Annotated in this window: 11 protein-coding genes; all 11 read right to left on the bottom strand. The window is 50.5% G+C overall.

Annotated features, from left to right (window positions below; translation table 11 throughout):
* Window positions 1-2: 2 nt before the first annotated feature.
* Window positions 3-1,229: a bifunctional glutamate N-acetyltransferase/amino-acid acetyltransferase ArgJ gene (gene argJ, locus VK70_RS20145; RefSeq protein WP_025699548.1), complete on the bottom strand. Its 1,227-nt coding sequence runs from the start codon at window positions 1,227-1,229 to the stop codon at window positions 3-5.
* Between the two features lie 21 nt (window positions 1,230-1,250).
* Window positions 1,251-2,306 carry an N-acetyl-gamma-glutamyl-phosphate reductase gene (gene argC, locus VK70_RS20150; protein ID WP_046723664.1) on the bottom strand — a complete coding sequence of 352 codons (1,056 nt, stop codon included), beginning with the start codon at window positions 2,304-2,306 and terminating at the stop codon, window positions 1,251-1,253.
* A gap of 224 nt (window positions 2,307-2,530) precedes the next feature.
* Entirely contained in the window at window positions 2,531-3,415 is an 885-nt protein-coding gene (locus VK70_RS20155) for a YitT family protein (RefSeq protein WP_025695495.1), read from the bottom strand.
* 3 nt (window positions 3,416-3,418) lie between these two features.
* A protein-coding gene (gene prfB, locus VK70_RS20160) for a peptide chain release factor 2 (RefSeq protein WP_144415280.1) occupies window positions 3,419-4,532 on the bottom strand; the annotation gives its coding sequence in 2 pieces (ribosomal slippage) (window positions 3,419-4,459 and window positions 4,461-4,532; 1,113 coding nt in all).
* A 136-nt stretch (window positions 4,533-4,668) separates the two neighbouring features.
* Window positions 4,669-7,176 carry a preprotein translocase subunit SecA gene (secA, locus tag VK70_RS20165; RefSeq protein WP_025695497.1) on the bottom strand — a complete coding sequence of 836 codons (2,508 nt, stop codon included), beginning with the start codon at window positions 7,174-7,176 and terminating at the stop codon, window positions 4,669-4,671.
* 255 nt (window positions 7,177-7,431) lie between these two features.
* Window positions 7,432-7,983, bottom strand: a complete 552-nt coding sequence (gene hpf, locus VK70_RS20170; protein WP_025695498.1) for a ribosome hibernation-promoting factor, HPF/YfiA family — start codon at window positions 7,981-7,983, stop codon at window positions 7,432-7,434.
* Window positions 7,984-8,155: 172 nt separating this feature from the next.
* Window positions 8,156-9,574: an S-layer homology domain-containing protein gene (locus VK70_RS26710; protein WP_025695499.1), complete on the bottom strand. Its 1,419-nt coding sequence runs from the start codon at window positions 9,572-9,574 to the stop codon at window positions 8,156-8,158.
* A gap of 243 nt (window positions 9,575-9,817) precedes the next feature.
* Window positions 9,818-10,015 (bottom strand): cold shock domain-containing protein, encoded by a 198-nt coding sequence (locus tag VK70_RS20180; protein WP_025336789.1) that lies wholly within the window; start codon window positions 10,013-10,015, stop codon window positions 9,818-9,820.
* A 237-nt stretch (window positions 10,016-10,252) separates the two neighbouring features.
* A complete protein-coding gene (locus VK70_RS20185; RefSeq protein WP_025695500.1) occupies window positions 10,253-11,320 on the bottom strand; it encodes a glycosyltransferase family 2 protein in 1,068 nt (355 codons plus the stop codon).
* Window positions 11,321-11,479: 159 nt separating this feature from the next.
* Window positions 11,480-12,385, bottom strand: coding sequence for a discoidin domain-containing protein (locus VK70_RS20190; protein ID WP_025695501.1), 906 nt, complete (start codon window positions 12,383-12,385; stop codon window positions 11,480-11,482).
* A 295-nt stretch (window positions 12,386-12,680) separates the two neighbouring features.
* Window positions 12,681-13,499: a flagellin N-terminal helical domain-containing protein gene (locus tag VK70_RS20195; protein WP_025695502.1), complete on the bottom strand. Its 819-nt coding sequence runs from the start codon at window positions 13,497-13,499 to the stop codon at window positions 12,681-12,683.
* Between the last annotated feature and the right edge of the window lie 97 nt (window positions 13,500-13,596).

Consider the following 13,596-nt stretch of genomic DNA (forward strand, 5'->3'; position numbering starts at 1 on the left):
TCTTACGTCCGGTATGCGGCGTTAATCCGCACATAATCATACGTCAGATCGCAGCCCCATGCGGTGGCGCTGCCCTCTCCGTCTGCCAAATTCACGGTAATAAGTGTAGTATCCCCCTGCAAATAGGCCAAGGCTTCCGCTTCGTCAAAAGCCACCGGCTTCGATTGGCGCAGCACCTCGATCGCGCCCAGCGATATATCCACCTTATCTACCGTTACCGGAACGCCCGCTCGGCCGACTGCGGCAATAATCCGTCCCCAGTTCGCATCCGCGCCGAATATGGCGGATTTAACCAGGCTGGAGCCTACGACAGTCTTCGCAATCGCGCGCGCCGCCGCTTCGTCGCCCGCGCCGCTAACCTGTACCTCCACCAAATGGGTTGCGCCTTCGCCGTCTCTGGCAATCGCCATTGCAAGATGGCGGCACACATGTGTAAACGCCGCTTCAAAAGCTTCCCAATCCGGATGCAGCTTATTCAGCTCTTCGTTTCCGGCCAGACCACTGGCCATCGCGACCAGCATATCGTTCGTGCTTGTATCCCCGTCCACGGTAATCATATTGAAGGTCGTATCCGTCGCCTTGCGCAGCAGCGTCTGAAGCTCCTCCTGCCCAATGGCGGCATCCGTCGTCATAAAGCCGAGCATGGTGGCCATATTCGGATGAATCATGCCGGAACCCTTCGCCGCGCCGGCGATCAAGACTTCCGTATCCCCGATCCATACCTTTACGCAGCATTCCTTTTTCACCAAATCGGTGGTCAAAATCGCCTGGCAGAACTCCTCCGCTCCGTCCGCATCACCCGAAAGCTTCTCCGGTAGAGCGGCCAGGCCGCTGCGTACACGGTCCATCTTCAGCAGCTCGCCAATGACGCCCGTCGATGCAACCGCCACATCGTCCTCGCTTACGCCCAAATGCTGAGCGGCAGCCGCCCGCATCTCATAGGCATCGGCCTCGCCATGTTCTCCGGTGCAGGCATTGGCATTGCCGCTGTTGACAACTACAGCCCGAAGAACTCCGCTGCCGAGGCTTTCCCGTGTTACCTTTAGAGGAGCAGCCTGGAACAGATTCGTCGTATATACCGCCGCAGCCGTTGCCGGCACCTCGCACAGTATGGCTGCGAGATCGTTGCGGTCGGTTTTTTTCAAGCCGCAGTGCAGGCCTCCAGATATAAATCCTCTTGGTGTCGTAATGCTTCCGCCTTCCACGACGGTGTACAGCTTCTCGCTCATGTTCTTATTTCCCGCTTAGCTTTACGGATACACAGGCGTGTAGCCGAGTCCAAGGGTTTCCTCCCATCCCATCATCAAATTGAGATTCTGAATAGCCTGCCCCGCAGCGCCTTTTACCAGATTGTCGATAACCGAAATAATGGTGATCCGTCCTGTACGGGCATCCGCCGCAAATCCGATGTCGCAATAATTCGATCCGCTGACTTCCTTGGTCGCCGGCCAGATTCCGGCATTACGCACCCGGACAAAAGATCTGCCCTCATAATAGCTGCGATACAATTCAATAAAGTCCTGCTCGCTGTAATCCCCGGTCAACCCCGCATAGATCGTGGTCATAATCCCCCGCGTCATCGGAACGAGATGGGTGGTGAACGTTACCGTCACCTTTTCCCCGGCAATCTCAGTGAGAACCTGCTCGATTTCAGGGGTATGCTGATGCTTGTTGATCTTATAAGCTTTGAAATTCTCATTCACTTCCGCATAATGAACGCCCACGTTCACTCCGCGTCCAGCGCCCGATACGCCCGATTTCGCGTCGACGATAATGCTCTCCGGCTTGATCCAGCCCGCCTTAACCGCCGGAATCAGACCAAGCAGCGTTGCTGTCGGATAGCAGCCCGGATTAGAGATGAACTCCGCGCCGGCCACGCGTTCTCCGAACACCTCGCACAGCCCATAGACCGCCTGCTCTAAATAACTCTCCTGCGGAGCCGGATGTTTATACCAGAGCTCGTATTCGCCGCCGTCTTTCAACCGGAAATCACCGGACAGATCCACAACCTTAAGCCCCGCCTCCAGCAGCTGCGGAACGAGCTTGGCGCTGACGCCGTGCGGCGTTGCCGTGAACACGACATCCGCCCTCTCCTTAATCTCCGCCGCATCCACGCCGTCCAGATTCTTGCTCAGCACGCCGGTTAAATGCGGAAATCCTTCTTCGATCGGCGTCCCCGCGCTTGAAGAGGATATTACTGAAGTGATCTCAACTTTCGGATGACCCTGCAGCAGCCTGATCAGTTCCACGCCTCCATACCCTGTCGATCCCACGATTGCCGCCCTTAGCTTGCCTTCCACCGTCATTCCCGTTCCTCCTGCCTTTTCTCACTATTATACCGGATATCTCCACTATCCGCCGTCCTAAGAAATATGTATTATTATACAACCGGATTAATATAAATACAACAGATTATGTAACATTTATATCCGGCAAGAGTCGTGGATTCCTCCCTTATCTTGTTCAATTTTCACTTTCTTATATTTCGAAAAAAAAGAAGCGCCGCTTCTCCTATTAAACACAGGAAAAACTACGCTTCTCTCTTGAACCCTTTGCCCAGCACCTCATGCGCGTCGCTGATAATAACGAACGCCCCAGGGTCCACCGAGCGAACAATCGCCTTCAGACGGGACGTCTCATTCTGTCCAACCGCTACCATCAGCACCGTGCGGCTGTCGCCGGTATATCCGCCTTGAGCCTCCAGCTTCGTTAGGCCCCGGTCCAAATCATTCAGAATCGCCTCGGAGATCGCCTCCGTATGGTCAGAAATGATATACGCCACCTTCGTGTAACTGAAGCCCACTTCCAGCGCGTCGATCACTCTGCCTGTTACGAACAGGCCGATCAGCGCGTACATCGCCTGCTCCATCCCCAGCACGAATGCCGCCAGCGTAATCACCGTGCCGTCTAACAGGACGACGGACATGGAGAAGCTGAGGCCGGTCACCTTCTGGATAATCTGCGCCAGAATCGTAAGGCCCCCTGTCGAGCCGCGTCCCCGGAACACCAGGCCAAGACCGAGACCGACGCCAATTCCGCCGTAGATAGAGGCCAGCAGAGGATTAGCGGTCGGCACCGGACCGTCTTTGGTCAAGTAAATGAACAGCGGCAGCACAATGCTGCCCAGCAGTGACCGGAGCCCATAATTCCGGCCCAGGATGAATACGCCAAGTATAAAGAGCGGGATGTTGAGCGCCCACTGGGTAAAAGCCGGCTCCGCTCTCAACCACGACTCTGCCAAAACAGACAAGCCCGATACGCCGCCGGAAGCGATCCGGTTCGGCAGCAAGAACAAGTTGAAAGCGAGCGCGGTAATGAGCGAGCCGACGGTGATCATCGTCGTGTCCGCAAGATGACGGAGCGGTCCGTTCAGCGGAATAAGCGGCGCCCTGCTCCGTGTCTTTATTTTGGACATTGGTTATTCGGCCTCGGTCTTGATCTGGCTGCGTAAATATCCGTCGATAAAGGCGTCCAGATCGCCGTCCATCACAGAACCGACATTACCCGTCTCCACTGAGGTCCGGTGGTCCTTAACCATGCTGTACGGGTGGAAGACATAGGAACGGATCTGGCTGCCCCAAGCAATATCCGACTGCTCGCCGCGGATCTCGTCCAGCTCACGCTGCTGCTCTTCCAGCTTGCGCTCGTACAGCTTGGAACGCAGCATCGTCATCGCGCGCTCCCGGTTCTTAATCTGGGAGCGTTCATTCTGACAGGTAACGACTATGCCGGTCGGCTGGTGGGTAATCCGGACCGCCGAATCTGTCGTATTGATATGCTGTCCGCCCGCACCGGTAGCCCGGTACGTATCGATCTTCAGATCCTCGGTGCGGATCTCAATGTCGATGTCTTCATTGATTTCCGGCACCACATCGCAGGATACAAATGAGGTATGCCGGCGGCCGGAAGCATCGAACGGGGAAATGCGCACCAGACGGTGAACGCCTTTTTCCGCTTTCAGATAGCCATATGCGTTATAGCCTTTGATCAGCAGCGTTACGCTTTTGATTCCAGCTTCATCTCCTGGCAGATAGTCCAGAACCTCCACCTTGAAACCGCGCTTCTCCGCCCACCGGGTATACATTCTGAGTAGCATCTGGCCCCAGTCCTGGGATTCGGTTCCGCCTGCGCCTGGGTGGAGCTCCAGAATGGCATTCAGCTTATCGTAAGGCTGATTAAGCAGGAGCTGAAGTTCAAATTCCTCAAGCTTGCCCGTCAGCGCTGATACATTTGTTCCGATCTCGGCAGCCAGTTCCTCGTCGCCTTCTTCCTCGGCAAGTTCGGCCATAAGCAGCGCATCGTCATATTCCTGCTGCAGCTTCTGATATTGGTCCACACTGGATTTAACAGCGTTCATTTCGGCAATAACGCCCTGCGCCTTCTCATTATCATCCCAGAAATCCGGAGCAGCCATCTTCTCCTCGAAGTTGGCGATCATCTCCTGCTTGAGGTCTAAGTCAAAGAGACCCCCTAAGGTTAGTTAATTTCTTGCCGATTTCGCGCAAGTCTTGCTTTACACTTGGATCAATCATGACTCACTGCACCTTTCCGTGAAAAATATACTTGAAAAGATTTAATCAGGAAGAAACGGCTGAGCCGCTTACGGGAATCTCCCCGGCCCAGCCGTTCTACGTTTTCATCCTGACGCCTTTACCGGCGGAATAACTCTTAGGCGTTTTGTCCGTGACAGTTCTTAAATTTCTTGCCGCTGCCGCAAGGACAAGGATCATTGCGTCCCACCGTCTGGCCGACCGCTACCGGACGTTTCTCGGCAGGCTCGCCGTTTGTGGAAATCTTATTCTCCTCCACGACCGATTGACGCTCTTGGTTGGTCTCGATGTGGGCCTTCATGATGTAGGTCGCCACTTCTTCCTGGATGGTCGCCGTCATCGCATTGAACATCTCAAAGCCTTCAAACTGATATTCGCGCAGCGGATCGGTGCCGCCGTAAGCACGCAGATGAATACCTTGGCGAAGCTGGTCCATTGCATCAATGTGGTCCATCCATTTGCTGTCGACGGCCCGCATCACGATAACCTTCTCGAATTCACGCACCAGTTCGGAGCCGAGGCGTTCTTCGCGGGCTGCGTATTTCTCCAGCACCTTCTCGAAGATGAACTCCACGATCTCCTCAGCTTCCTTGCCCCACAAATCGTCGCGGGTGAGGGAGCTTTCATCCAGCAGCTTGCTGTTCACATAGTCAGCTACTTCCTGCAGTTCCCAGTTCTCAGGAATATCGTCGCTGCAATGTGCCTCTACGACCCGATCAATGACCGGCCGGATCATTTCGATGACAACATCCTTGATATTTTCCGATTCCAGAATTTCGCGGCGCTGCTTGTAGATAATTTCGCGCTGCTGGTTCATGACATCGTCATATTGAAGAACGACCTTGCGGATATCGAAGTTGTTGCCTTCGACCCGCTTCTGTGCCGACTCCACCGCACGGGTAATCATCCGGCTCTCAATCGGCTGGTCCTCTTCAAAGCCCAGACGCTCCATCATATTCAGCACGTTGTCCGCGCCAAAGCGCTTCATCAGTTCATCGCCCAGCGACAGATAGAACTGTGTCGAGCCCGGATCGCCCTGGCGGCCCGCCCGTCCGCGAAGCTGGTTGTCGATCCGCCGGGATTCATGGCGCTCGGTACCAATAATATGCAGGCCGCCGACTTCCGCCACACCTTCACCCAAGATAATGTCGGTGCCGCGTCCCGCCATATTGGTGGCAATCGTAACCGTGCCGGGTTGTCCCGCATGCGAGATAATTTCCGCTTCCGCCGCATGATGCTTGGCGTTCAGCACCTGATGCTTCACGCCCTTGCGCTTCAGCATTTCCGAGACGCGCTCGGAATTCTCGATCGATACCGTACCAACCAGCACCGGCTGGTTCTTCTTATGCCGTTCCACAATCTCCTCGACAACGGCGTTAAACTTGCCGTTCTCGCTCTTGTAGACCACATCAGGCATATCTGCACGCTGATTCGGCTTATTTGTCGGTACCTGGAGAACTTCCAGTCCGTAAATTTTCTTAAATTCCTCTTCTTCCGTCTTCGCCGTACCGGTCATGCCGGCCAGCTTGCGGTACATGCGGAAGTAGTTCTGGAACGTAATGGTGGCGAGCGTCATGCTCTCGTTCTGTACCTGAATTTCTTCCTTCGCCTCAATCGCCTGATGCAGCCCGTCGCTGTAGCGGCGTCCCGCCATCAGCCGTCCCGTAAATTCATCGACGATGACAACTTCATCATCCGTCACCACATAATCGACGTCGCGGCGCATAATGACATTTGCCTTAAGGGCTTGAACAATATGGTGGTTAAGCGTAACATGGCTGTGGTCATACAGGTTCTCGATGCCAAAAGCCTTCTCGGCAATCGCCACGCCTTTCTCAGTCAGCGCGACGGACTTTACCTTGATGTCCACGGTGTAATGCTCCTCAGCCTGCAGTCTCTTTACAAAGCGGTCTGCGGCATAGTACAGCTCCGTCGACTTCTCAGCTTGTCCGGAAATGATAAGCGGCGTCCGCGCTTCGTCGATCAGAATGGAGTCCACTTCGTCAATGATGCAGAAGTAGAGCGGGCGCTGCACCATTTGCTCTTTGTAAAGCACCATGTTATCGCGCAAATAGTCAAACCCGAATTCGTTATTCGTGCCGTACGTAATATCGCAGGCGTAAGCATTCTGTTTATCGGCATGGTCCATGCCGTTCAGGTTAACCCCGACCGTCATGCCCAAGAAATTGTAGATTTGTCCCATTTGGGCGCTGTCGCGCTGGGCCAGATAATCATTGACCGTAACGACATGCACACCTTTCCCAAGCAGAGCGTTCAAGTAAACCGGCAGCGTACCTACCAGCGTCTTGCCCTCGCCGGTCTTCATCTCGGCGATCTTGCCTTCATGCAGCGCCATTCCTCCAACGAGTTGGACGTCAAAATGCCGCATGCCCAGCGCGCGTCTCGAAGCTTCGCGTACGGTTGCGAATGCCTCCGGCAGAATTTCCTCTAGAGTCTCCCCTTGCTCAATCCGAGCGCGGAACACTTCAGTCTTGGCTCTTAAGGCTTCATCGGACAGCGCCTGGAATTCCGGCTCCAGTCCATTAACAACTTCGACCGTCCTCATCAGACGTTTGACATCGCGTTCATTCGTATCGCCGAATATCTTCTTAACAAGTCCTAGCATGGTTAACCCCTTTCATGCAACACAGATGGTGGAACCTCAGCCCATCCTCAACAATATTGAAAGGGCCGCTTTACCGTATCCGATTCCGCTGCTTCATAAATTGTATCAGTTTGTAAGAGTTGCCGCAATACAAGCAGAAGTTACCTGTTATGCAGACATACATTTATACGCACAAGAGCCCCATCCGCTTCACGCGAATAAGGGCTCGGGTAAATTTTTTTCATCTGAAGTCTGTTTCGGCACCTGAATTACAGATCAACCTTGTTCAATCAATCCGTACTTGCCGTCATTGCGTTTGTACACGACGCTAACCTCGGAAGTGTCAATGTTGGAAAATACAAAGAAATTATGTCCCACCATATTCATTTGCAGGATCGCTTCCTCCACGTCCATCGGCTTCAATGTGAAGCGTTTGTTGCGCACGACCTCCAGCTCTTCATCCTGTTCCTCCAAGGCGACGGAGCCCGCCGATCCATTTTCCACAAAAAGCGTCTTCAGGCTTCCTTCCTGTCGGAACTTTCGATTGAGCTTGGTCTTATGCTTGCGGATTTGGCGCTCCAGCTTGTCCACTACACCGTCGATAGAAGCATACATATCTTCGCTGCGGACTTCCGCCCGAAGCGTGACACCGTTTAGCGGGATAGTCACTTCCACCGTATGAAGACCCCGTAACACGCTGAGCGTCACGTATCCTTCCTGGGTAGGGGGCGCATCGAAATACTTCTCAAGTCTGCTGAGCTTCTTATCAACATACTCTCTCAAAGCGTCGGTCACTTCAATTTGTTGACCTCGAATGCTGAATTGCATGGGCACTCCTCCTTTGCACCTCTATTATACCAAAACGTAAGCGCCATGTAAAAAGTTTAAAATTATGTTAATACGCTTTCAAGTGCAAAAAAAAGACCTGAAGCGACAAGGCTCTCAGGTCCGCGGGTAAATCCTCTGTTATCGGTTGTTGAGCTTTCTATTCCGCTGTTTTTTACTTGGTCTGCACGGTGACGACTTCCACCGGCGAATAACTTCCGCTGCCGTTGCCCGCTACAAGATAAACCTTGTATTCCTTACCGCTGGCAAGACCGGTAATTGTAATTGGAGTTTGGGTACCGACCGTAACCGCCGGAGTTCCGCTCCAGCCGCTGCCCACTTCCACACCCGCAGCGTTTTGCCCGTTCCATACCTGTGCGGCGCTAGGAGCTGCGGCTCCCGGGGCAACCGACGGATCGGACGGAATCACCACATAACGAATTTGGCCTGCGGAGTCGCCAACCGCTTCATAAGTCACGTATACCACGGATGTAACGGTGGTCGACGCTCCCGGGGCAGCGTAAGTGATTCCCGTTACGGTGGTGCTGGCCGCCGTTTTGAAGTCCACTCTTGCTGCACTCAATGACTTATTGCCGTATTGATCAACAAGAATGATGAATGCGGAATAATCCGTATTGGCCGTCAGTCCATAGACAGAGAAGGATACCGTGCTGCCAGCGGTTGCAGCTTTGAAGCCTTTATTAGCAACAGTAACGCCGCTTCCCGCCGAACCGAGATACACGTCGTTAACGGTTGGCAGTGCCGCCGTACCAGGTGCGACCACATAGTAGACCGAACCGGTGACGCTGGGTGTCAAGTAGACATCAGCCGTTACAGCGCCTACATGGCTGTAGGTTGCTCCGCTAACTGTCGGATACACGACTGTATCTCCGCCGCCACCGCCGCCGCCAGTACCGGCAGAAGGTACCGGAGCAGGTGTTGCTGACGGAGTCGGTGTAGGCGTTGGTGTTGCGCTCGGCTCACCAGAATAGTGGGCGGCCGAATTCCCGACGATGTTTACCGCCTCCGCGCGAGTAAGCGATTTCTTCGGAGCGAACGTGCCATTCGGATAGCCGTTAATAATCTTCAGATTGGCCGTCGCTGCAACCGCTCCACGGGCCCAGATCGAGATTTGCGCAGCATCCTTGAACGTCGTCGACGTCGTATCGTTGCTCAGACGCAGTACATTTGCGGCAATAACCGCCGCCTCTTGGCGTGTAATCGGATTACCTGGACGGAAGGTGTTATTCTCATAGCCACGGATATAGCCGGCTTTAACCGCCTTCGCCACCTCGCTGTAAGCCCAGTTCGAAGCCTTGACATCGGTAAAAGTAACCGTTGCCGTGTCTTTAAAGCTGAACAGACGATTGATCAGAGCCACATATTCCGCTCGTGTAATCGCTTTGTTCGGTTTAAAGGTGCCGTCCGGGTAGCCCGTCAAATATCCTTTGTCCAACCAGTCCTGCAATTTGCTTTGCGCCCAGTGACCTTGAATGTCCTTAGGCGTGGGGGCAGCGGATGCGGCGCTAAGCGAGCCAAACACCATCCCGATTCCAAGCATGCCGGTCAGAAGACCGCGCCAAAACTTTTTCATTCTGTCGTTCACTCTCCTATCTTTGTGGTGGGAATAGTCATAAGCAAGACAGAAGAAAGCTCAACAATTACCCATCACCCAAATTCTAGGAGGAATTAACAAATTCCTGCTTGATTTTTTACAAATCATGTATTCTTCTTAAAAAGTTAACAAAAAAGACCCCGGAAGTTCCGGGGTCTTACGCTAGCGTCGTCTCAATTTGCTAACCATCTACCGTATATGTAGGTCGGCTGTGCCGGATGATTATAATTTGATTACGTTAGCTGCTTGTGGTCCGCGTGCGCCTTCCACGATATCAAACTCAACGGATTGTCCTTCTTCCAGCGTTTTGAAACCTTCGGTTTGGATCGCGGAGAAGTGAACGAATACGTCGCCGCCTTCTGCAGTCTCGATGAAACCGTAACCTTTTTCTGCGTTAAACCATTTTACTTTACCTTCCATTGCTTGAACATTCCCTTCATCATCAAATGAACGTGAGTTTTGCTCACAATTCTGACTATAACACCGCCGCTTCCCCATTGTCAATTGGGATAGAAAGTGTTTTCTCTCTTGAAATTCCCAATTATTTTCTCCCGGGAAACAAACTTTAGCAAACTCAAAATTATGAACATACTTTAACATAACCGCTCAGCTCGGTTTTGAAACATCAAAGCGATTTAAAATTCTTGTGTACAGTATTCATAACCTAAGTTGTTGAAGCCTCATTCTTGATGGCTCATATCCTAAAGCGGCTGCTTCCTGATAACAATGCTTGGCCTTGTCCAGTTTACCCGTAACCTCGTAAAAGCTTCCCAGATTATGCAACGCAGTAAAACTTCCCGTCCCAATAACGTTATCATACCGGTCTGTCTCCCCGATTTGTAGACATTTCAGATAAGATTCTTCAATCAGGGGGAACAGGTCGATATACTTCGCCGTATTACCCAGAATCAATTTCATGTAAAAAATGCCGCAAACAAACTGAAAGTCAGCAAAATCATGTAAAAATCTCTGTTCTTTTCGGACAATAGGCAGCCCTTCCTCTAAACGATCAATGGCAATGATCTCGTATAACAAGTTCACGATAACATTAGGCGAATAGGACTCTTGCTTTGTCAACAACGCATAAGCTTTTTTCAAATGATGATAGGCCTGAAGATGATCATCAATTCCTCTATACTCTTTGGCAATCTGGTAATGATAGTAGGAATCGTTCGGATGTTTTTGAATTTCCAGTTCCAGAATTGGAATATTCCGATCCGACTTCGGTTTCATATAGCCGTCATGTTGAACCTCAACCGGAATTGTGGCTCTGGGTAGATCGGAAATAATCTGCTCATGAATCCTTCCCTCATACCGCAGCCCGGATGGAAATAATCTTGATATGAAGCATTGTGCATAGGATAATATATTCCCATTGTCAAGAAATTGATTCACCAATTTAATTTTTCCGATGCGATCTCCTTGATGGATAAACTGACGAAGAGCATCTTCGCAATCATTGTTGATATATTCATCCGCATCAAGAACCAGATTCCAGTCACATGAAGAATGCTCAAGTGCAGCATTTCTGGCATCCGAAAAATTCTGATTCCAAGTCCAATCATAGACTTTCGCTCCAAAAGAGTGAGCAATTTGCTTAGTGTCGTCCGTTGAGCCAGTATCAACGAGGATGATCTCATCCACCAGATTCCGTGCACTTTCGAGACAACGGCTCAATACCGCTTCTTCATTTCGGGCGATCATAGTCAGCGCGAGTGTTTTCATCGTTCCCTCCCAATCGTACCGATCTTGATGTTTGATGATCTGGAATCAGTTTCTCAATTCCTCTAGCCAAAATACTAACAATTGAGTTAAAATGAATCCCCCGTTAGGACTCAGCCTGTGAGGGGATTCAGTGCTGATTTAATACATTATTCGGGCCACTTAGTATTCATTAACTTCAAAGGTTAAAATCTTGTCGAAGATCACGTAATCCGTTCGTTTGCTGAATGGTCCCTTATTATTATCATGCTTATTGATTGCGAACTTGGCAGGACCTGTTCCAGCGTCGCGTGCATCGTACCAATCTAGAAACGCATTCACTTCGGTAATCGAAAGATCGAATTCTTTCTCCAAACCTGTATCCATAGTAATAATCAGCATCGCACGGTTGCCCGTTGATTCTTCTGGGGTAGCGGTCGGCGTTGGTTCTATAGTGACTATCGGTGTCGGTGTTGGTGTCGGTGTTGGTGTTGGTGTTAGTTCTGTGGTGGTTGTCGGTGTTGGTTCAGTAGGGAGGCTCACTGGATTATACATCATTTCCATGGCCCCAAGCGTTACATAAGATGTATTTCCGTTATTTTTTGTAATGTTAAGACGATATTTCTTATATTCAACATCATTACTAAAACTAAACTCTTTTTTAACGTTACTCTCCCATCCTGAAATGTTAGATTGTGTATCAAGAACTATCCATTGGCTTCCGTCCCAGCCTTCAAAAGTCCAGTCCTTAGGCGACTCAGTCTTATAATCTATAAATTTGGTTCTTGCTTGAAGTGAATAAGCATTAACAATCACTGGTGTTTCAAATTCATAAGATATCCATCCTTGAACTACATGCTCTGCGGAGGACCATCCATAATCAGTATCTTTTCCATCAAAAACTTGGTAAGGTTGATGATTGCTACTCCAAATACTACTTGATGTAACAATACCTGAAGGCGCGGTGTTTGATGTCATTATAGGTACTAGGTTAGTTGAGCCAGGCGTTTCTGCATAAGTATTCAGTGTAAAGGCGAGCAATGATAGAAGGGCTAGCAAAGCAGGTAAAAGCAGTTTTTTCTTTTTCATACTATTCTCCTCATTCATGTGGTGGTCACCAAATTAGTATGTAAATGTAAACCTCGAATATTACATAGTTGCCCAAAATATCTTCCAAGTATAGAAGAACGGGCCTTTCTATCCTCAACATCAGTACGTACCATTGGCTCTCGCTAAGTTCCCTAAGCAATGATTCCGATTCTATCCGTAAAACTTGTACTGCCAGTCTCTCTTCTCATACAAAAATCCAAAGATGGCTGCACAGTAACGTAGAGAAAATAGAAAAGCCTCCAAAATGGAGGCTCCTTGACTTTAGTAAAGCTTATTATCCCAGCAGCTTAAGAACAGCTTGTGGTGCAGAGTTAGCTTGTGCCAACATAGCTGTACCAGCTTGTACAAGGATTTGGTTCTTGGTGAATGTTGTCATTTCTGTCGCCATATCAGCATCTTTAATACGGGAGTTAGCAGCCGACAAGTTCTCAGAAGTTACACCCAAGCTGTTGATTGTGTGCTCGAGGCGGTTTTGATAAGCACCCAAAGCTGCGCGATTAGTGGATACAGTGTTAATAGCAGTTTTGATAGTATCCAGAGCAGTAGTAGCGCCTGCTGCGGTAGAGATGTCAACAGGAGTAGTGAGCAGAACCGCAGAATTATTATCGCTCAGGGCTGCAGTTAGTGTCTCAGCACCGGATACACCGATTTGGAATGTAACGTTAGCTGTAGTGCCATCAAGCAACTTAACACCGTTGAAATTGGAATTGTTCGTAATTCTGTCAATTTCCTTAACAAGCTCAGTAACCTCTGCTTGAAGATTTAAACGGTCAGTAGTGTCATACGTACCGTTCGCTGATTGGTTAGCCAGGGTGTTCATACGTTGCAGCATGGAGTGAACTTCAGTCAAGTCACCTTCAGCTGTTTGCAGGAGCGAGATTCCGTCTTGAGCATTACGTTGAGCTTGGTTCAAGCCGTTGATTTGATAAATCATTTTTTCGGAGATAGCCAGGCCAGCAGCGTCGTCAGCAGCGCGGTTAATGCGGTAGCCGGAAGACAGCTTTTCCATCGTTTTACCCATTTGCGTGTTGTTGAAGCTCAGGTTGCGGTTAGCGTTGATTGCGCCAACGTTAGTGTTAATAAACATTCCCATCGTAATCATCCTCCATGATTTTGTTTGAATTTGCCACTTCCTTGTGGCCTATTATATATATCGGCGAATCTCTGAATTTGTTTAGTCTTCGCAACAA

This window comes from Paenibacillus durus ATCC 35681 (assembly GCF_000993825.1).
GTDB lineage: Bacteria > Bacillota > Bacilli > Paenibacillales > Paenibacillaceae > Paenibacillus_AQ > Paenibacillus_AQ durus_B.